We start from the raw sequence: 19,301 nt of genomic DNA on the forward strand, positions 1-19,301 counted from the left end.
GTTGCAGCGCGATATCTTCACCGAGCAGCACGACGACTTCCGGGACACCGTCCGGTCGTTCCTCGCCAAGGAGGTCCTGCCGCACTACGACCGCTGGGAGAAGGCCGGCATCGTCGACCGCTCCGCCTGGCTCGCTGCGGGGCGGCAGGGACTGCTCGGCATCGCCGTCCCGGAGGAGTTCGGCGGCGGTGGCGCTCCGGACTTCCGCTACGCCGCCGTTCTGGCCGAGGAGTTCGCGCGCGCGGGCGCCCCCGGACTGGCGATCGGGCTGCACAACGACATCATCGGCCCCTACCTCACCTCGCTCGCCACCGCGGAGCAGAAGCGCCGCTGGCTGCCCGGCTTCTGCAGCGGCGAGATCATCACCGCGATCGCGATGACCGAGCCCGGCACCGGCTCCGACCTCCAGGGCATCCGCACCCAGGCGGTCGACCAGGGCGACCACTACCTGCTCAACGGCGCCAAGACCTTCATCTCCAACGGCATCCTCGCCGACCTGGTGATCGTCGTCGCCCGCACCACCCCCGAGGGCGGCGCGCACGGCCTGAGCCTGCTCGTCGTCGAACGCGGCACGCCCGGCTTCGAGCGCGGCCGCAACCTCGACAAGATCGGCCAGAAGTCCCAGGACACCGCCGAGCTGTTCTTCGAGGACGTCCGGGTGCCGAAGGAGAACCTGCTCGGCGAGCTCAACGGCGGGTTCGTCCACCTGATGCAGAACCTCGCCCAGGAGCGGCTCGCGATCGCCGTCGCCGCGATCGCCGGGGCCGAGTACCTGGTCGAGATCACCACCGACTACGTCAAGCAGCGCGAGGCCTTCGGCCGTCCGCTCGCCAAGCTCCAGCACGTGCGCTTCGAGATCGCCGAGCTCGCCACCGAGTGCGCCGTGACCCGGGCGTTCGTCGACCGCTGCATCACCGAGCACAACCGCTACGCCCTCACCCCGGCGGACGCCTCGATGGCCAAGTGGTGGGCCACCGAACTGCAGAAGCGCACCGCCGACCGGTGCCTCCAACTGCACGGCGGGTACGGGTACATGAGCGAGTTCCCGGTCGCCCGGGCGTTCACCGACGGGCGCATCCAGACCATCTACGGCGGCACCACCGAGATCATGAAGGAGATCGTCGGCCGCTCCATCCTCGGCTGACGCCTTCCACCCGGGCCGCCCGGGCCGCCCGGCCCCCACCGTCCTCCGGCCCCTAAGTCCCGAAGCCCCGAAGCCCCGAAGTCCCCAAGCTCTGAACCTCAAGCTCTGAAGCCCCGAAGTCCTGAAGCCCCGAAAGGCGTTCCCACCGTGACCACCGAAGCGTACGTCTACGACGCGATCCGCACCCCGCGCGGCCGGGGCAAGGCCACCGGCTCGCTGCACGGCACCAAGCCGATCGACCTGGTCGTCGGTCTGATCCGCGAGCTGCGCGGCCGCTTCCCCGACCTGGACCCGGCCGCGATCGACGACATCGTGCTCGGCGTCGTCAGCCCGGTCGGCGACCAGGGCTCCGACATCGCCCGGATCGCCGCCATCGCGGCCGGCCTGCCCGACACCGTCGCCGGCGTTCAGGAGAACCGCTTCTGCGCCTCCGGCCTGGAGGCCGTCAACCTGGCCGCCGCCAAGGTCCGTTCCGGCTGGGAGGACCTGGTCCTGGCCGGCGGCGTGGAGTCCATGTCCCGGGTGAAGATGGCCTCCGACGGCGGTGCCTGGTTCGCCGACCCGATGACGGCCTACGAGACCAACTTCGCCCCGCAGGGCATCGGCGCCGACCTCATCGCCACCATCGAGGGCTTCTCGCGCACCGACGTCGACGCCTTCGCCGCCGAGTCCCAGGCCCGCGCCGCCAAGGCCCAGGCGGACGGCCTCTTCGACCGCTCGGTCGTCCCGGTGCGCGACCGCAACGGCCTGGTGGTCCTGGACCGCGACGAGTTCATCCGCCCCGGCACCACGGTCGAGACCCTGGCCGGCCTCAAGCCCTCCTTCGCCCAGATCGGCGACGCCGGCGGCTTCGACGCCGTCGCGCTGCAGAAGTACCACTGGGTCGAGGCCATCGACCACGTCCACCACGCCGGCAACTCCTCCGGAATCGTGGACGGCGCCGCGCTGGTCGCCATCGGCAACCGCGAGGTCGGCGAGCGGTACGGGCTGCGCCCGCGCGCCCGGATCGTCTCCGCCGCCGTCTCCGGCTCCGAGCCGACCATCATGCTCACCGGCCCCGCCCCGGCCACCCGCAAGGCCCTCGCCAAGGCCGGGCTCACCGCCGCCGACATCGACCTCGTCGAGATCAACGAGGCCTTCGCCGCCGTCGCACTGCGCTTCATCCGCGAACTCGGCTTCCGCCACGACCAGGTGAACGTCAACGGCGGCGCGATCGCGCTCGGCCACCCGCTCGGCGCCACCGGCGCGATGCTGATCGGCACCGTGATCGACGAACTGGAGCGGCGCGACCTGCGCTACGGCCTCGTCACCCTGTGCGTGGGCGGCGGCATGGGCATCGCCACCGTCGTCGAGCGCATCTGACCTCCCCGTTCCTCGGATCCCCGGAGACCCTGACCTCATGAGCGACACCACCACCATCCGCTGGGAGCAGGACCAGGACGGCGTGGTCACCCTCGTCCTCGACGACCCCACCCAGTCGGTCAACACCATGAACGACGCCTTCACCACCGACTTCGACACCGTCGTCGAGCGGCTGGCCGGCCTCGCCGCCTCGGACGAGCTGCGCGGCGTCGTCGTCACCTCGGGCAAGAAGACCTTCTTCGCCGGGGGAGACCTCCGGATGCTCTCCGCCGCCCGCCCCGAGGACGCCGCCGCCGTCTTCGAGAAGTCGATGCGGCTCAAGCGTGCGCTGCGCACCCTGGAGACCCTCGGCAAGCCGGTCGTCGCGGCCGTCAACGGCAGCGCCCTCGGTGGCGGGCTGGAGATCGCGCTGGCCTGCCACCACCGGATCGCCCTGGACACCCCCGCCAGCCGGATCGGCCTGCCCGAGGTGACCCTCGGCCTGCTGCCGGGCGGCGGCGGGGTGGTCCGCACGGTCCGGCTGTTCGGCATCGCCGACGCCCTGCTCAAGGTGCTGCTCCAGGGCCGCCAGTACCGCCCGGCGCAGGCACTGGAGCAGGGCATCGTCCACGAACTCGCCGCCACCCCGGAGGAGCTGACGGCGAAGGCGCGGGCCTGGATCGAGGCCAACCCGACCGCCGTCCAGCCCTGGGACGTCAAGGGCTACAAGATCCCCGGCGGCACCCCGTCGACCCCGGCGCTCGCCGCCAACCTGCCCGCCTTCCCGGCCAACCTGCGCAAGCAGCTGGCCGGCGCGCCCTACCCGGCCCCGCGCAACATCCTCGCCGCCGCCGTCGAAGGCTCCCAGGTGGACATCGACACGGCGATGGTGATCGAGGCCCGCTACTTCACCGAGCTGGCCTGCGGGCAGACCAGCAAGAACATGATCCAGGCCCTGTTCTTCGACATGCAGGCCGTCAACTCGGGCGCCGGCCGCCCGAAGGACGTCGAGAAGCGGACGGTCCGCAAGGTGGCCGTGCTCGGCGCGGGCATGATGGGCGCGGGCATCGCCTACGCGTGCGCCAAGGCCGGCATCGAGGTCGTGCTCAAGGACGTCAGCGTCGAGGCCGCCGAGCGCGGCAAGACCTACAGCGCGGGCCTGCTGGACAAGGCGGTCGCCCGGGGCCGCTCCACCGAGGCCAAGCGCGACGAGCTGCTCGCCCGGATCACCCCCACCGCCGACCCGGCCGACCTGGCCGGCTGCGACGCGGTGATCGAGGCCGTCTTCGAGAACACCGAGCTCAAGCACAAGGTGTTCCAGGAGATCGAGGGCGTCGTCGCCCCTGACGCGCTGCTCTGCTCCAACACCTCCACCCTGCCCATCGGCGTGCTCGCCGAAGGCGTGCAGCGCGTGGGCGACTTCATCGGCCTGCACTTTTTCTCGCCGGTCGACAAGATGCGGCTGGTCGAGATCATCCGCGGTCCGCAGACCGGCGACGAGGCCCTCGCCCGTGCCTTCGACCTCGTCCGGCAGATCGACAAGACCCCGATCGTCGTCAACGACTCGCGCGGCTTCTTCACCTCCCGGGTGATCGGCCAGTTCCTCAACGAGGGCGTCGCCATGGTCGGGGAGGGCATCGAGCCCGCCAGCATCGAGCAGGCCGCGGCCCAGGCCGGCTATCCGGCCAAGGTGCTCTCGCTGATGGACGAGCTCACCCTCACCCTGCCCCGCAAGATCCGCGACGAGTACCGCCGCGCCACCGAGGCGGCCGGCGGCACCTGGACGCCGCACCCGGCCGACGCGGTCGTCGACCGCATGGTCGACGAGTTCGCCCGCCCCGGCCGCAGCGGCGGCGCCGGCTTCTACGAGTACGGCGAGGACGGCCGGCGCGGGCGGCTCTGGCCGGGGCTTCGCGAGCACTTCACCCGCGCCGGCGCCGAGGTGCCCTTCGAGGACCTCAAGGAGCGCATGCTGTTCAGCGAGGCGCTCGACTCGGTGCGCTGCCTGGAGGAGGGCGTCCTGACCTCCGTCGCCGACGCCAACGTCGGCTCCATCCTCGGCATCGGCTTCCCGGCCTGGACCGGCGGCGTGTTCCAGTACATCAACGGCTACGAGGGCGGCCCGGCCGGCTTCGCGGCCCGGGCCCGCGAGCTCGCCGCCGCCTACGGCGAGCGGTTCGCGCCGCCCGCGCTGCTGGAGCGGATGGCGGCGGAGGGGCGGACGTTCTCCGACTGAGGACTGCGCCGGGGGCCTGCGGCTGAGGCGTGCCACCTGAGGCGGGGGGCCTCCGCCTCAGGTGCGCTGCCCGAGGTGCGCTCCCCGGGGGCGTCGGCGGATCCGTCAGTCCTGGGCGGGTGGGGCCGTGTCACGCACGGCCTCACCCAACTCCTCGCGCAGCGACCGCTGGAACGCCGTCACGAGCGCCTGTGCCACCATCGGCTGGATGTGGTCGGTCAGCGCCTTCATTCGCACCAGATCGTCCGGCGCGGGCTCGCTCTCCCGATAGGGCTTCCACACCGTCTCCCGGAAGAGCCGGTGCAACTCCCGCGCCGTGGCCCGGCTGTGCTCCAGCACCACGGCCCGGGCGGCCAGCAGGGTCTCCAGCGGGATCGGCACGTCCAGGATGCGCACCCCCAGCGGGAGCAGCCCCGGATCCACCCGGAACACCTCCGGGTCGGCCGTCCGCTCCAGCGCTCCCATCGCGAGGAGCCGGTCCACCTGCTCCTCGGACAGCTCGCGCCCGGCCCGGTGTTCCAGCTGTGCCCGCCCGACCTCCTCGGCCGCCTCCGGGGTCCAGGACGCCACCAGCGCGCGGTGGATGGCGAGGTCCAGCGGTGTGCTGTCCTCCGGCAGACGGGCGAGGTAGCGCTCGATCGCGGCCAGCGTCAGCCCCTGTCGCTGCAACTCCTCGATCAGCCCCAGCCGGTCCAGGTGCGTGGCGCCGTACAGCCCGACGCGGCGCGGCCCGAGCTCGGGCGGCGGCAGCAGCCCCTTCGTCCCGTAGAACCGGACGGTCCGCACCGTGACCCCCGCCCGCGCCGCCAGCTCGTCCACCGTCAGCCGGACCTCGCCCGCCACGCCCCCGTGCTCCCCCATCCGCCGCCTCCCGCCGCGCTGGCACACTCGTGCTGTAACAGCAGCAGTGTGACAGTGCCCGCCTCGCCGGTCCACCGCGTCCTTGAGCGCTGCTGCTCCGGGCACTGCTGCTCCGGGGCACTGCTGCTCCGGGGCGCTGATGCTCCGGGGCACTGCTGCGCTCGGGCACGCGACCGGCGGGACGGGGCGACGGCCGGTCAGCGGGAGGCGGTCTCCGCCAGACCGGGGTGGTGCCGGCGGGTGACCTCGGGATGGGCCCTTGTGTACCCCTTCCACTCGTTCTGCCCGAATTCGGCGAACAGCGGGTTGTCCGGGTCCTCGGTCGCGCCGGGGGCGTGGTGCGCGAGCGGGAAGTCGAGCGGCTCGATGTGGGCGTCGAGGCGGGGGTTGTAGAAGAACGGCACCGAGTAGCGCTCGCGCGCCCCGGGCGGGCTGACCACGCGGTGGCTGGTGGCCTTGAGGTAGCCGTCGGTGGCGACCTCCAGCAGCTCCCCGAGGTTGACGACGAAGGCGCCCTCCAGCGGGGGGACGTCGAGGAAGGTGCCGTCCGGGCGCTCGACCTGGAGCCCGCCGACGGTGTCCTGGAGCAGCAGCGTGATGAAGCCGTAGTCCTTGTGCGCGCCGACGCCCTGGCCGGCGCCGTCCGGGGCGGTGCCGGGGTAGCGGACGAGCTTGAGCCGAAGGTGGGGGTGGCCGGCGAAGGCGGCGTCGTAGAAGTCGGGGCGGGCCCCGATCGCGGCGAGGAGTTCGTGCAGCAGGCGGCGGGCGACGGAGCCGAGGCGGTCGATCCACGCGAGGGCCGCGGTGCGCAGCTCGGGGAGCGCCGGGGGCCACTGGTTCGGACCCTCCAGCCACCAGTACGGCGGCTCGCCCCGGCCGGGGACGTGCGGGGGCAGCTCGGCACCGATGTCCAGCTGGTCGCGCCAGTCCTGGCTGCCGCCGGTGCGCTCGTCGCCGGTGCGGGTGTAGCCGCGGTAGTGGGGGGAGTTCAGGTTGCTCACGGCGAGCCGGTCGGCCTCGGGGAGGGCGAAGAAGGCCCGCATCGCGTCGGTGAGAGCGGCCGTCTCGGCCGGGGTTATGCCGTGGCCGACGAGCTGGAAGAAACCGACGCCGGTGGCGGCGACGCGGAGCTCGTCGTGCAGGCGGCGGCGGGCCTCGGGGCCGCCGTCGGCGAGCGAGAGGTCGATCACCGGGAGTGACTGGAGGTGGGACAGGGCGTGCTGCTGCGTCATGGGTGACATCCGCTGGGTCTCGTCCCGGCCGGTCCCGGTGGTCGACCGGGGGAAGGCGGAGCGGTGGCCTGATGCGGCCCGTGCTCCGGGTGCCGGGTGGTGGTGGCGGCCCGGGTGGGGCCGCCCTGAGGGTGGTGGCGCGAGGTTCAGCCGGAGCGTCGACAGGACATGCTCGTCACGCGGAGCAGGTCCACGTGGCGACGACGAACAAGGATGAGCACGCCACCAGCCTAAATGACCCGTTCTCTGTCGGGCGAGCCCCCTGCGGCGAAGGGCCCGTCCCCACTTCTCTGTGCTCTTGTCAAGGAGCCTTCTCTCGGCCGGGCGGTCCTCAGGCGCCCGGTGTGTGGTCGGCGGCCGTCTGGTCGTCGGACCGCCGGCGGTCGGATTGCCGGCAGTCGGGTCCTCGGTGGTCCGTTTCCCGGTCGTTCAGTTCTTCTCCCCGTTGTTGAGGAAGGCGAGGACGGCCAGCACCCGCCGGTTGTCGTCGTCCGAGGGCTGGAGGTCGAGCCGGACGAAGATCGACGCCGTGTGCTTGGCGACCGCGCGCTCGGTGATCACCAGCTGCTGGGCGATCGCCGCGTTGGAGCGGCCCTCGGCCATCAGCGCGAGCACCTGCCGCTCGCGCGGGCTGAGGGTCGCGACCGGGCCGGCCGAGGAGTTGTGGGTGAGCAGTCGGGTGATCACCTCCGGATCCATTGCGGTGCCGCCCTGGGCGACCCGCCGGACCGCGTCGATGAACTGGGCGCCGTCCATCACGCGGTCCTTGAGCAAGTAGCCGATGCCCCCGGTGCTGCCGCCCGCCAGCAGCTCACGGGCGTACAGCTGCTCGACGAACTGGGAGAGCACCAGTACGGGTAGCCCCGGGTAAGCCTGACGGGCTGCCAAGGCGGCGCGCAGCCCCTCGTCGGTGAAACCGGGCGGGAGTCGTACGTCGACCACGGCGATGTCCGGCCGGTCGGCGGCGACCGCGGCGAGCAGCTCCTCACCCGTCTCCACGGCTGCCGTGACCTTCATGCCGTTGGCCTCCAGCAACCGGGTCAGCCCGTCCCGGAGGAGGAAGAGGTCTTCGGCGATGACAACGCGCACGGGATCTCCAGGTTCACGATGGTCGGACCGCCCGGCGGGCTGCTGATCGCGAGCACCCCGTCGAACGCGGCCAGTCGGCGTTCGGTACCGCTGAGGCCGGTGCCCCGGGACGGGTCGGCGCCGCCGCGCCCGTCGTCGGTCACCGATATCCGCAGCAACCCGTCACTGTGCCCTATCTCGATCCACACGTGTGAGGCGCCAGCGTGTTTCACCACGTTGGCCAGCAGCTCGCTGACCGCGAAGTAGGCGGCGGACTCGACCGGCGCCGGGGGACGGCCGGTCAGTTCGCCGGCGAAGCTGACCGGCAGGGGCAGGTCCAGTGCCGTGGCCAGGACGGCGTCGGCCAGGCCGCGGTCGGCGAGCACCGGCGGATGGATGCCGCGGACCAGGTCCCGTAGCTCGCCGAGCGCCTTGACCGAGGAGAGCCGGGCCTCGGCCAGCAGGGGGCGCAGTGCCACCGGGTCCTCCACCAGCTGGTCGGCGACGGTCAGCAGCATGCCGAGCGCCACCAGACGGGCCTGTGCCCCGTCGTGCAGGTCCCGCTCGATGCGGCGCAGCTCGGCGGCGCCGGCGTCGATGGTGTCCGCCCTCGTCCGGGTCAGATGGCCGACCTGGCGCGTCAGTTCGGCCCGCCGCGAGGGCCCGAGCAGGACGCGCGCGGCTCGCTCGTGCAGCCGCAGGACCGGAGGGGCGGCCCAGAGTGCGGCCACCGGAGCGACCCAGAGCCCCATCATGTAGACGACTCCCAGGTGGACCAGGGGGCCGTTGCGCCCGAGCACCTCCAGCGAGACCGGGGCGAGGATGACGAACGCGGCGGTGAGCAGGTAGGCGAGCCCGCTGAGGGCCGTCCAGGCGAGGTCCCGCCAGGTCGCCGGGTCGGTCAGCCAGCCGCCGGACAGCTGCCGCCGCCACGGTTCGGTGCCCGTGGCGCGGCGGTACGGCACCGGGACCGGGCGGCCGCTCCACTTCCCGACGACGCGCCTGGTCTCCGCCGCGCCCCAGCGCGCGCCGAGCAGTCCGAGCACGAGCATCGCCGGGGCCAGCCAGAGCGAGCCGGAGCGGCCGCCGGGCGCCGCGCCGCCGTACAGGTGGGTGGCCATCACCGCGAGCGCGCCGGGTGCCGCCAACGCGGCCCCGACCGCCCGGCCCCCGCCCCCGGTGGCCCAGCAGAGCGCCCAGAGGGCCACCGGTCCGAGCGGTACGAGCAGGATCAGCGGCCCGCCCGGCGAGCGCCCGCCGGAGTCGTCGGGGCCGAGCAGCGCGGCGGCCAGCAGGATCGGCCCGGCCGCCAGCGAGACCAGCCCGGTCACGCCCAGCGTGACCGTGTAGAGCGCCCGTACGCCGGCCACGACGGCGCCCTCTGCCCGCGCGGTGGCCCGCGTCACCACGTTCGTGCTCGCCCCGGCACCGGTCCTCATCCCGCGCCTCCTCTCCGTACGGCGGCCCGCAAGCCCCCCGGTTGATCGGTCGGCAGCCAGTCTGCAGCGCCGTCCACCTGCGGCGCTCTAGGTCTGAACCCCGAAAACCAGGTGTATCTGAATACACCTCAGAGACGCCGCCTAGCCAGCTGTCCGGACCCGGTCCCCGGTTCGTAGCGTCGTGTTCCGTCAGTCGGCACCGGCCCCTCCGGTGCCGGACCTTGAGCAGTGGAGGGCCCGTGAGTGCGCCGATCATCCAGATCCGCGGCGTCGGCAAGACGTACGACCGATCCGACGCCGCCCGTGCCGCGCTGGCCGGGCTCGACCTCGAGGTGCGGGCCGGCGAGGCGCTGGCCGTGCTCGGCCGCTCCGGCAGCGGCAAGTCGACGCTGCTCAACCTGATCGCCGGGCTCGACCGGCCCAGCGAGGGCGACGTGGTGGTGGACGGCGTCGCCGTGCACGAGCTCGGCGAGGCCGCGCTGGCCGAGTACCGACGGATGCGGATCGGCATGGTCTTCCAGTTCTTCAACCTCCTGGACGACCTGAACGTCGAGGACAACGTGCTGCTCCCGGCCCAACTGGCCGGGATGCGGCGGGAGAAGGCCCGCGTCCGGGCCGGTGACCTGCTGGAGCGGCTCGGGGTGGCCCGTCACGCCGCCGCCTTCCCGGGCCGGCTCTCCGGCGGCGAGCGCCAGCGCGTCGCGGTGGCCCGGGCGTTGATGAACCGTCCGCCGCTCCTGCTGGCCGACGAGCCGACGGGTGCGCTCGACTCGGCCTCGGCCGCCGATGTCCGGAGCCTGCTCACCGACCTCAACGCGGAGGGCCAGACGATCCTCTTGGTCACCCACGACACCGCACTCGCCGAGGCCTGCGCGAGCCGGACGATCGAACTGCTCGACGGCCGACTCGTCCGGGACACCGCGGCGGCGCCCGCCACCGGAGGCGTGCGGTGAGCCGACGGTGGGGTCCCCGCCGGCCGGGGGCCGGAGGAGAACGGGCAACGGGCCGGCACGGGTGGGCGATCGCCCCTGCCAACGGAAGGGAAGTGGGCGCATGAGCGCGCTGAGCAAGGTGGTGCGGGCCGGGGTCGGGCGCAAGCGGGTGCAGACGCTCGTCATGGTCCTCACCACGATGATGTCCGTGACGGCGTGCATCCTCGCGACAGGACTGCTGGTCGCCGCGCAGGGGCCCTACCAGCGCTCCTTCGCGGACCAGCGCGGCGCACATCTGAACGTGCTGTACGACCCTGCCAAGGCGAGTCCCGCGCAGCTCGCCGCGACGGAGCGCGTCCCCGGTGTGACGGCCTCGGCCGGCCCCTACCCGGCGGTCACCGTGCAGGCGCGCTCCGGGCCGGATACCCGGATCCCGCCGCCCGGCAGTCCGCTCCCGCCACTGACGCTGGTCGGCCGGGAGCAGGGCGGCCCGATGGACGACCTGCACATGGTGATGGGCCGGTGGGTCGCGGGCCCCGGTGAGGTGGTGTTCCTGGACGGCCACTCGCCGTTGACCGTCGGCGACAGCATGGCCTTCCCCGACCTGCCCGGCCGGCCGACCCTCAAGGTCGTCGGCATCGCCTCCTCCGTCTCCTGGAGCGCTGACGGCTGGGTCGTCCCCGAGCAGGTCCCCGCGCTGACCGCGCCCGGTACGGTGCCCGCCCAGCAGTACCTCTACCGCTTCGCCCACGCCGCCACCGACGCCGAGGTCGATGCGGACCACGCCGCGCTCGTCGCCGCGGCGCCGCCCGGCGCGCTCACCAGGGCCACCTCCTACCGCCCGGCCCAGGCGGAGGCCAACCGGACGGCGGCGACCTTCGTCCCGTTCGTGACGGCCTTCGGGATGCTCGGCCTGGCCATGTCGGTGCTGATCATCGGGGTGGTGGTCAGTGGTGCCGTCAGCGCGGCGACCCGGCGGATCGGCATCCTCAAGTCGCTCGGATTCACCCCGGGCCAAGTGGCCCGCGCCTACGTCGGCCAAGCGCTGATCCCCGCCGGGTTCGGCACCGCGCTCGGCGTGCTCGGAGGGAACGTGCTCTCCGTCCCCGTCCTCGGGCTGGCCCACAGGGCCCTGCACGGCGGTCTGCTCGGCATACCGCTCTGGGTGGACCTCGCGGTGCCGGCCGTCGCCCTGGCCGCCGTGGTGGCCACCGCACTGGTGCCGGCCCTGCGCGCGGGTCGGCTGCGCACGGTCGAGGCGCTCGCGGTCGGCCGCACGGCGCCGAGGGCCAGGCGGGCCGCGGCCCGCGGCGGCGGTGCGGCGGGTTCGGGCCCGGTGGCCGCGGTCCAGCGGCTGATCGGCCGACTGCCGGTACCGCGCGCCCTGAGCCTCGGGCTGGCGAGTCCGTTCAACCGACCGGGCCGCTCGGCGACCACCGCCGCCGCCGTGGTGCTCGGCACCGCCGGGGTCACGCTCTGCGTCGGCCTCACGCTCTCGCTCACCGGCTTCCAGGAAGGCCTGACGGCCGAGCACGCGGGCAAGGTCGTGGTGGAGGCCCCGATCGACGGCTCCGTGAAGGTCCCCGACCACGTGGACGAGGCGGCGGTGGCCGGGGCGATCGACACCCGCCCCGGCACCCGGGCCTGGTACAGCACCGTTCCGACCTCGGTCGCGGTGGCCGGGAACACCGCCCGCTCCGAAGTGGTGGCGTTCTCCGGCGACGCCTCCTGGAGCGGCTACCAGATGGTCTCGGGCCGCTGGTTCAGCGGCCCCGGCGAGGCGGTGGTCGGCTCCGGCTACCTCCGGGCCAACCAGGCGAAGGTGGGCGACACCGTCACCCTCACCGACCAGGGGCGCTCCACCCCGGTGCGGATCACCGGTGAGGTGCTGGCCACCAACGACCTGGTCTTCGTCGACCGGGCCGCGACGGCCACGCTCGGCTCGCCCGTCCACGCCGAAGCGGTCGCGTACCACATCGACCTCACCGCCGGCACCGACGCCGAGGCGTACGCGGACGGGCTCGACGCCGCCGTCCGGCCACTGGGCCTGGGCGCCGAGCCGGCTGGGACGCACCTCAACCTCGTCGTCCTCGCGATGAACACCCTGGCCGGGACACTGACCCTGTTGCTGATCGCGGTGGCCGGGCTCGGCGTCCTCAACACGGTGCTGCTGGACACCCGCGAGCGGGTGCACGACCTCGGGGTGTTCAAGGCGCTCGGGATGTCGCCCCGGCAGACGGTCGGCATGGTGCTCACCTCCGTCTGCGGGAGCGGGCTGGTGGCCGGGCTGATCGGAGTGCCGTTCGGGGTCCTGGTGCACCACTGGGTGATGCCGGCCACGGCGAGCGCCGCCGGGGTCGGGGTGCCCGAGGCGGACCTGGCCGTGTTCGCCCCCTCGGTGGTGGGGCCGCTGATACTCGGCGGCCTGGTGCTGGCGCTGATCGGCGCCCTCCTGCCCGCGACCTGGGCGGCCCGCACCCGGACGGTCACGGCGCTGCGCACCGAGTGAGGCCGCCGCCGGGCCGGGATGTCGCTGCTCGGGGCGGCCGGAGCAGAGGGCCGGCCCGAGCAGCTTCCGGCGGCCGTGACCTGTCATCGACCGACCGGCCCGGCCCGAGCAGCGTCCGGCGGCCGTGACCTGTCATCGACCGACCGGCCCGGCCCGAGCAGCGTCCGGCGGCCGTGACCTGTCATCGACCGACCGGCCCGGCCCGACCGGCCCGACTGCCCCGACCAGCCATCACCGACCGCCCTGCCCGCCCTGCCCGCCCTGCCCGCCCTGCCCGCCCTGCCCAGCCGTCGCCTGCCACCGACCGCCCCGCCCGGCTGTCACCCGCAGGGCCGGCTCAGGAGAGCCGCGCCGCCGCGTAGGCCTCCATGGCGGCCCGCTGGTAGGCGGCCAGGCCCGGGGCGACGGCCTCGTAGACGGCGTGCCACTGCTCGTGCTCCACGCAGGACCGGGCCATCGCGAGGTACTCCTCGACGGAGACCGGTCGGAACGCGATGAGGGCCCGGTACTCCGTGTCGATCTTGGCCTGCACGGGTTCGGCATCGGCCGGGAGGCCGTCCGTCATGAGCTCGGCGAGCCGGATCATCTGCGCGGTCCGTTCGCGCTGGCCGGCCTCGACCTCGGCCGGGGTCATCGTGGCGGTCGCCCGCAAGGCGGCTTCCGCGTGCTCGGGGAAGTCGCGGAGGCTCTCCGCGACATCCGTGGGCTGGATGCCCTCGAACAGGTTCTCCGGGCGGTTGATGCTGGTCATGGATGTGCCGTCCTTCCTGGATCGTTCCAGTTCGGCGATTGTGCGGGAGACGGTGGTGGCCAGGCGGTCCAGCCGGTCCCGCTCGGCGAGCAGCCGGTGGTGGTGGCCCCGCAGGGCCTCCAGCTCGTCCACCTGCTCGCCGAGGATCCGGGCGATCTCGGTCAGCCCGACGCCCAGCGCCCGCAGCACGAGGATCTGCTGCAGTTGCAGCAACTGCCGCTCCTCGTAGTAGCGGTGACCGTTGGAGCCGATCCACGCCGGGGCCAGCAGCCCGATCTCGTCGTAGTGCCGCAGGGTCCGGGCGGTGACACCCGACATCCGGGCGACCTCCGCGATCGGCCAGGCCATGGCCGCCTCCTCCAGGTTGTGTTCCCGCACGTTCGCCGTTCCCGGGGCCGGTTCCTCCGGCCCTGGTCACGACGGTAGGAGCTGCCGTTGCGGCAACTTCAAGTCGATGACGCCTCTCCGTGGCAGCGACGCCGTTTCAGGATCCTGGTTTCCGGTGATCGCCTGCCGGGCCGCACAACCGGCGCCCGCTCCCACGTGCTCGTGGGCGCGGCGGTTCCTGATTGCTGCTCCGATCGGCATGAGCCTGATGAAACGTCAAAAACCTGCACCGACAGGGCCGGAGGAGGAATCCGCCTGCGCCTACCAGCCCTGCCCGTGCCCCACCTGCCACTCCGCTCCAAGCAGCGGGTGCGGATGGCGGACCCGTGCCAGGGCGGTCAGCGCCCACACCGCCGTCGTCATCAGTGCGTAGAAGAGCAGCAGCGCCCAGAACGGTGTGGTGGACACGCTCCCGCCCTCGAACCGGCACCACGCGTCGGGCGGGAGCCACGAGGCGCCCGTCTCCAGCAGCTGTCCGCTGCCGGTCACCAGGCCCCGCTCGCAGCGCTCCGCGAAGTCCAGTGACCGTGCGTACAGCACCCCGTACACGACGCCCGCGCCGGCGAGCGACAGCGCCGCGCCGACGCCGAGCAGGACCGCCCGTCTTCGCGCGGTCGCCGTACGGATGTTCGTCACCGAGGCAGCGTACCGGCCTCCGAGCAGGTGCGACCGGCCCGCCACAGACCGCGCGGCGGAACGTGCGGCCGAGTGTCCGGCAGGACGTGCGGCAGCACGTGCCGCAGGGCGTGGGGCAGGGCGTGGGGCAGGACGTCGGGCAGGGTGGCCCACCCTTCGTGGTCGCACCGCCGCGGGACGGCTCCTGCGGGACGGCTCCGCAGGGCGGCCGCGAACCCCGCGACGTCGCCCCACAGGGGCCCCGGTTCACCCCAGCAGGCCGCCCATGTGCGCGTCCTCGGCGAGCAGCCGCCACGACCGCCCGGGCGCGAACGCCTCCGGGTCGAGGGCCTCGACCACGCCGTCGACGGCGGTGCTCAGGAGCGACTGCGGGTCGAACACCGCCCAGGTGTCGCGGCCCAGGCCGTAGTCCCAGCGCTCCCACTCGGCGCGCATGCGCTCGTACGTCCACAGCGAGTAGAGCAGGGCGGAGAGGTCGCGGTTGAGGTAGGCCTCGGGCTCGCCGTCGTCGTACCAGTCGGGCAGCTCCAACAGGCCGGTCGCGCCGTCCAGCGCGATCACGAGGTCCGTCGGCCAGTGCCCGAGGGCGACGAAGTCGCGCTGGTAGGGGCGCTCCTCCTCGCCGTCGAAGTACTCCGGGTACGCCTCGCCCATGGTGACCAGCGGTTCCTCGGACACCCCGAACATCGCCCCGCCCAGCGGCAGACCGATCCCGGTCAGCAGTCGGCGCGTCGGCTCGTGCACGAGGCCGGGCGGCAGCTCCTCGGGGCGGTAGCGGTGCACCAGGCCCTCGTCCGTCAGCGTCGCGATCTCCGCGACCAGGTCCGCGCCGATCTCGTACGCGGGCCCGTCCGGGCCGCCCGGCAGCGCGCCCCAGCCCAGGGCCCGCACCAGCAGCGTCGTGCCCCAGTGCGCGGGCGGGACGTCCGAGCGGCCGAACAGCCCGGGGTCGAGCTCCCGAAGCCGGCGGTCCGCCGCCGCCATCACCTCGGCCACGACGGCCGGGCCGCGCCGCCCGTCCAGGGCGTCGGGCCGGCGGGCGGCCTCCGCCACCGACTCGACCTCCCGCACCATCGCGGCCAGCGCGGGCAGGTCGGAGGCCAGGAGGTCGCGCTCCAGGTGCTCGCCCGACGGCTTCGCGAGGAAGACCTCGCCGGTGACGCCGTCCAGCAGCACCGTGTTCCCGGCGCGCGCGAAGGGGGCGCAGTACTCCGTCTCGCCCAGCACGAACAGCGGCCCGGTTGCCGGGGCTCCGGAGGCCTCCGCCAAGGCGGACGGTTCCGCCGGCGCCGACGGCTCCACCGACTCCAGCGGCCCGTCCCCGAACCGCCCGAAGTCCAGGAACGCCCCCGTCCGCGGCAGGCCCTCCCGCTCCAGGAACTCCCGGCTCCCCGCGTGCACCACTCCGGCCGGAAGCTCCCCGGCCATCACCAGCCCGTACCCCACGAGCCCACCACCCTCCCCGTACGACCCCTGACCACCCCGACCCTAACGGCCGTCGCCGACACCCCCGCACCGGGCCCGCGCCACACCCGTGATCCGTCGTCCACGTTCCACCGGGCCGGCAGGTCGCCGTCGCAGAACACGCACACGAAGCAGCCCTCGCGGACGACGTTGATGCCCCGACAGCCGGGGCAGCGCCGGAACACGACCCCGTACGTGAAGCCGCCCGGGCGGCGCACCCCGATCCGCTCCAGCGCCGCGGCGACGGCGGGCCAGGACACGACGTCCGGACAGTACCCGGTGGACTGGTTGCTGACCTCCTCGGCCGTCCAGCCGCCGAAGTCCGCACCGTCACCCGGTTCGAAGCGGACCTCCCCGGCGCTCAGCACCGACTCGCCGCCCGCGCAGACCACGTGCTCACTGCGGCGCGGGACGAGGCGCAGGAAGCCGGAGAGGTCGACGACGAAGGTGAACGGTTCCGCGAGCTCCGCGGCGGTCCGTTCGCCCACCCAGGCGGCGAATTCCCGCCCCGTCCGCACCGGTTGCCCACCCGGTCCGCCGCCACCCCACAACTCCGGCGGCCCCACGTACCGGTACGCCCGCCCCCGGCCGGTCGACACCTCGGCCGGAACACCGTGATCCCGCAGCAGCAGACCCAGGACGGTCATCTCGACCTCCGTCCCGACCAGGCCGAAATCGCGGAACTCGCCGAGCAGTTCACGCGCCCGACCGAGCGAGACGGCCGCGTCGCCCTCCTGGAGCACAGGGGAAGCCCGGAACGCCCGGAACGCCCGGAACGCCCGCAGCGCCGCCACCGCATCGACCGAAGCCCCGGCCGGCCTCAGCCGGAAGGGCCCGTGGGCGGTCGGCAGCACCTCCCGGACGGCCTCCGGCGTGGGCTCCGGCCCTGCGTGCTCGCAGCAGGCAGCGCCGCAGTGCCGACAGGACTCTTCGGAGTCCCACCACAGTTCCCAGCGCGGGCCCTGCCCCTGCCTCCGCCCCCGCTCCTGGACGAACTGTCGTACCCGCCGCGCAGCCGTGCCCCCGCACCCGTCGCAGCGGACGGCCAGTTCCACGCCCCGCATCGTCATACCGGGGAGCCTAGGTGTTCTGTCCCGTGAAGGTTGGGGATGCGGTCGGCGGGCGGCTTGCCCGCGAGTGCGGTGTATCCGCGGCGGGCGGTGGCGCGGTCGAGGTGCGGGAGGCGGGCGAGGCGGTAGCGGACCAGGGCCGGTGCACGATGGCCGATCACCACGCCGTGAACCCGCCGACCTCCGCGGTCAGTATCCCCAGGCTGGGGCGTCTGGTTGCATGTGCGGCATGAACGCCATGGTCACGAGCATCATCGCGGTGCTCGGTACGCTCCTGGGGTCGACGGTGACGCACGTCTTCCAGCGGCGTGCCACACTCCGCACCGAGCACAACGCCCGCCTGGAGCGCGGGCGGCAGGAGCGGCTGGAGGTCTTCGGCTCGTACGCCGGACTGCTCGTGGAGTTCCGGCAGGCCGCGCTGCACCACTGGTTCTGCGTGCACGAGGGGCGTGATGCCGAGGACGAGGTCGAATTGCGCAGGCGGTCGTTCGAGACGCGCTCCGGGGCGCAGCGGGCGCTGTTCCAGCTCCAGTTGCTCGTTGACGAGCCCGAGCTCCTGGCCGCCGCCGGGGAGGCCTTCGAGCGGATCGGCAGGATCGACCGGGCGGAGGACCGGCAGGACGTCACCGCTCGGCGGGACGACAGCCGGGAGTCGATCGACGCCTTCGTCGCGACGGCGCGCCGGTACGTGTAGTCGGCGCTTGGTGGGCGCAGGCCGTGGACCCTCAAATCCCTTTGCGGGCCGTCTCGTACGCGATCAGGGTGAAGGGCCGGCAGGAGCGCACCCCAACCCGCACCCCAACCCGCACCCACCGATGGAGCGTCACATGACCGCCGACCCGGACACCAGCACCAGCGCTGGCACAGGCGCCGACGACGGCACCGACGAGAACCATCTGGCCGTGTACAGCCTGCTCGGCAGCCGGCTGCTGCGGGTGACCACGGCCCGGCGTCACGCCGCCGACGCCGGTGTGCGGCCGCTGCTGAACCTCTGGCTCCACTTGGAGGGGCTGGGACGGGTCCGCTTCCACACGCCCGGGGCCGGCCTGTGGCCGAGTCGCGATGAGTCCCCCGGGCCGTATGACGTGCGGGAGCACGTCGCCGTCACCGACGATCCGCCGGACGTACCGCTGGCCGCCCACGTCGGTCAAGTCCTGTGCGGAGTGCGAGACATCGGCTACCGGGACGGTGGCACCGGGTACGCGGCAGGCCTCACGCTCGTCTTCCCGGGCGGGGCCGTCCGCCTGCTCGCGCCCGACGACGACCTCGTCGTCACCGATGGCCCCGATTGCCTCGATGCCGCCGGTGGCCCCGATGCCGACGCGGCCTTCGGCACTCACCCCGGCACTCACCCCGGCACTCACCCCGACGCGACCCTCGCCCGGGTGGTGCAGACCTGCAGCGCCTGCCCGTCGCAGTGGGACGCGTGGACGACGACCGGCCGCTACCTGTACCTGCGCTACCGGCACGGCAACGGCAGCGTCGAGCTGCAGCCCAGCGAGGACGTCGACACCTGGGACGGCGAGGGCTACGAGCTCCGGGCGGAGTGGGACGACGGGACCGGAGGCGGCAGCATCGACCTCGCGGGCTTCCTCGCCGCCGCCGGTCTCCGGCTCGCCGCGGACGCCGAGGTCAGCTGAGTCCGGCGGCGTCCCGCGCGGCGCGCTCCACGCGGGCGTGGTGGGCGGCCCACCAAGTGGCGTCGCCCGGAGCCGTGTTGGCGCCGTCGGGGCGCTGGCCGGTGGCGCCGTCGACGAGTTCGCGGACGAGGTCGGCGTGGCCGGCGTGCCGGTGGGTCTCGGAGACCATGTGGACCAGGACCCGGTGGAGCGTCTGCTTCGACCGCGCGCCGAACGGCACCTGGCCGACCGCGTCGAGGGGCAGCGCCTCGATCGTCTCGTCCGCGTGCGCGCAGGCCCGGCGGTAGCGCCCGACGACCTCCTCCGTGGTCTCGTCGGCCCGGGCCCAGAGGTCAGTGTTCGGTTCGGCGGCGCCGGTGATCCAGACCGGGGCGGGTTCGGGGAACGGGCGGCCGAAGGTGTCGCCGAAGTACAGCGCCTCGGCGCCGGTGAGGTGCTTGACGAGGCCGAGCAGGTTGGTGCCGGTCCGGGTGAGCGGGCGGCGGAGGTCGTATTCGGCGAGGCCGTCGAGCTTCCAGAGCAGGACGTCGCGGGCGTCCTGGAGGTAGACGCGGAGATCGGCCTTGGGGTCGGTGGCGGTCATGGAGCCAG

Annotated in this window: 16 protein-coding genes; 7 read left to right on the forward strand and 9 right to left on the reverse strand. The window is 73.6% G+C overall.

Annotated elements, in window-relative coordinates; all coding sequences use genetic code 11:
- Position 1: 1 nt before the first annotated feature.
- The 3 genes from AB0C76_RS22965 (at position 2) to AB0C76_RS22975 (ending at position 4,721) form a co-directional block, all read left to right on the forward strand.
- On the forward strand, positions 2–1,144 hold the full coding sequence (locus AB0C76_RS22965; RefSeq protein WP_359968424.1) for an acyl-CoA dehydrogenase family protein: 1,143 nt from the start codon (positions 2–4) through the stop codon (positions 1,142–1,144).
- Between the two features lie 147 nt (positions 1,145–1,291).
- Positions 1,292–2,506: an acetyl-CoA C-acetyltransferase gene (locus AB0C76_RS22970; RefSeq protein WP_359968426.1), complete on the forward strand. Its 1,215-nt coding sequence runs from the start codon at positions 1,292–1,294 to the stop codon at positions 2,504–2,506.
- A 37-nt stretch (positions 2,507–2,543) separates the two neighbouring features.
- On the forward strand, positions 2,544–4,721 hold the full coding sequence (locus AB0C76_RS22975) for a 3-hydroxyacyl-CoA dehydrogenase NAD-binding domain-containing protein (RefSeq protein ID WP_359968429.1): 2,178 nt from the start codon (positions 2,544–2,546) through the stop codon (positions 4,719–4,721).
- 105 nt (positions 4,722–4,826) lie between these two features.
- Here AB0C76_RS22975 and AB0C76_RS22980 read toward each other — a convergent pair whose 3' ends face one another.
- The 4 genes from AB0C76_RS22980 to AB0C76_RS22995 all read right to left on the reverse strand — a co-directional run bounded on the left by AB0C76_RS22980 (position 4,827) and on the right by AB0C76_RS22995 (position 9,321).
- On the reverse strand, positions 4,827–5,582 hold the full coding sequence (locus AB0C76_RS22980) for a MerR family transcriptional regulator (RefSeq protein WP_359968431.1): 756 nt from the start codon (positions 5,580–5,582) through the stop codon (positions 4,827–4,829).
- Between the two features lie 197 nt (positions 5,583–5,779).
- Positions 5,780–6,814, reverse strand: a complete 1,035-nt coding sequence (locus AB0C76_RS22985; protein ID WP_359968434.1) for a 2-oxoglutarate and iron-dependent oxygenase domain-containing protein — start codon at positions 6,812–6,814, stop codon at positions 5,780–5,782.
- Positions 6,815–7,243: 429 nt separating this feature from the next.
- Entirely contained in the window at positions 7,244–7,903 is a 660-nt protein-coding gene (locus AB0C76_RS22990; RefSeq protein WP_359968437.1) for a response regulator transcription factor, read from the reverse strand.
- Positions 7,855–9,321 carry a histidine kinase gene (locus AB0C76_RS22995; RefSeq protein WP_359968440.1) on the reverse strand — a complete coding sequence of 489 codons (1,467 nt, stop codon included), beginning with the start codon at positions 9,319–9,321 and terminating at the stop codon, positions 7,855–7,857. Before AB0C76_RS22995 ends, AB0C76_RS22990 begins: the two co-directional genes overlap by 49 nt.
- A 239-nt stretch (positions 9,322–9,560) precedes the next feature.
- On the opposite strand from AB0C76_RS22995, the gene AB0C76_RS23000 reads away from it, so the two are divergent.
- Together AB0C76_RS23000 and AB0C76_RS23005 are read left to right on the forward strand one after the other, a co-directional pair.
- On the forward strand, positions 9,561–10,274 hold the full coding sequence (locus AB0C76_RS23000) for an ABC transporter ATP-binding protein (RefSeq protein ID WP_359968443.1): 714 nt from the start codon (positions 9,561–9,563) through the stop codon (positions 10,272–10,274).
- A 100-nt stretch (positions 10,275–10,374) separates the two neighbouring features.
- Positions 10,375–12,762, forward strand: coding sequence for an FtsX-like permease family protein (locus AB0C76_RS23005; protein ID WP_359968446.1), 2,388 nt, complete (start codon positions 10,375–10,377; stop codon positions 12,760–12,762).
- 337 nt (positions 12,763–13,099) lie between these two features.
- Here the strand turns inward: AB0C76_RS23005 and AB0C76_RS23010 are convergent, their stop codons facing one another.
- The 4 genes from AB0C76_RS23010 to AB0C76_RS23025 all read right to left on the reverse strand — a co-directional run bounded on the left by AB0C76_RS23010 (position 13,100) and on the right by AB0C76_RS23025 (position 17,070).
- Positions 13,100–13,861 (reverse strand): MerR family transcriptional regulator, encoded by a 762-nt coding sequence (locus AB0C76_RS23010; protein WP_359968506.1) that lies wholly within the window; start codon positions 13,859–13,861, stop codon positions 13,100–13,102.
- Between the two features lie 300 nt (positions 13,862–14,161).
- Entirely contained in the window at positions 14,162–14,536 is a 375-nt protein-coding gene (locus AB0C76_RS23015) for a hypothetical protein (RefSeq protein ID WP_359968449.1), read from the reverse strand.
- A gap of 246 nt (positions 14,537–14,782) precedes the next feature.
- Positions 14,783–15,982 carry an SUKH-4 family immunity protein gene (locus tag AB0C76_RS23020; RefSeq protein WP_359968452.1) on the reverse strand — a complete coding sequence of 400 codons (1,200 nt, stop codon included), beginning with the start codon at positions 15,980–15,982 and terminating at the stop codon, positions 14,783–14,785.
- Complete coding sequence (locus tag AB0C76_RS23025; protein ID WP_359968455.1) at positions 15,964–17,070, reverse strand: hypothetical protein; 1,107 nt, start codon at positions 17,068–17,070, stop codon at positions 15,964–15,966. Before AB0C76_RS23025 ends, AB0C76_RS23020 begins: the two co-directional genes overlap by 19 nt.
- Before the next feature lie 229 nt (positions 17,071–17,299).
- Here AB0C76_RS23025 and AB0C76_RS23030 point away from each other — a divergent pair, with 229 nt between their 5' ends.
- Positions 17,300–17,764, forward strand: coding sequence for a hypothetical protein (locus tag AB0C76_RS23030; RefSeq protein WP_359968458.1), 465 nt, complete (start codon positions 17,300–17,302; stop codon positions 17,762–17,764).
- Positions 17,765–17,897: 133 nt separating this feature from the next.
- A complete protein-coding gene (locus AB0C76_RS23035; RefSeq protein WP_359968461.1) occupies positions 17,898–18,710 on the forward strand; it encodes a hypothetical protein in 813 nt (270 codons plus the stop codon).
- Here the strand turns inward: AB0C76_RS23035 and AB0C76_RS23040 are convergent.
- A complete protein-coding gene (locus AB0C76_RS23040) occupies positions 18,703–19,293 on the reverse strand; it encodes a DinB family protein (RefSeq protein WP_359968464.1) in 591 nt (196 codons plus the stop codon). The genes AB0C76_RS23035 and AB0C76_RS23040 overlap by 8 nt on opposite strands.
- Positions 19,294–19,301: the final 8 nt, after the last annotated feature.

The sequence above is a fragment of the Kitasatospora sp. NPDC048722 genome (genome assembly GCF_040650235.1).
GTDB lineage: Bacteria > Actinomycetota > Actinomycetes > Streptomycetales > Streptomycetaceae > Kitasatospora.

Bases quoted from the DNA above. Each gene is read 5' to 3' on its own strand.
- AB0C76_RS22975 (WP_359968429.1), top strand. From the start codon at position 2,544: ATGAGCGACACCACCACCATCCGCTGGGAGCAGGACCAGGACGGCGTG.
- AB0C76_RS22980 (WP_359968431.1), bottom strand. From the start codon at position 5,582: ATGGGGGAGCACGGGGGCGTGGCGGGCGAGGTCCGGCTGACGGTGGAC.
- AB0C76_RS22985 (WP_359968434.1), bottom strand. From the start codon at position 6,814: ATGACGCAGCAGCACGCCCTGTCCCACCTCCAGTCACTCCCGGTGATC.
- AB0C76_RS22995 (WP_359968440.1), bottom strand. From the start codon at position 9,321: ATGAGGACCGGTGCCGGGGCGAGCACGAACGTGGTGACGCGGGCCACC.
- AB0C76_RS23005 (WP_359968446.1), top strand. From the start codon at position 10,375: ATGAGCGCGCTGAGCAAGGTGGTGCGGGCCGGGGTCGGGCGCAAGCGG.
- AB0C76_RS23010 (WP_359968506.1), bottom strand. From the start codon at position 13,861: ATGGCCTGGCCGATCGCGGAGGTCGCCCGGATGTCGGGTGTCACCGCC.
- AB0C76_RS23025 (WP_359968455.1), bottom strand. From the start codon at position 17,070: ATGACGATGCGGGGCGTGGAACTGGCCGTCCGCTGCGACGGGTGCGGG.
- AB0C76_RS23030 (WP_359968458.1), top strand. From the start codon at position 17,300: ATGAACGCCATGGTCACGAGCATCATCGCGGTGCTCGGTACGCTCCTG.
- AB0C76_RS23035 (WP_359968461.1), top strand. From the start codon at position 17,898: ATGACCGCCGACCCGGACACCAGCACCAGCGCTGGCACAGGCGCCGAC.
- AB0C76_RS23040 (WP_359968464.1), bottom strand. From the start codon at position 19,293: ATGACCGCCACCGACCCCAAGGCCGATCTCCGCGTCTACCTCCAGGAC.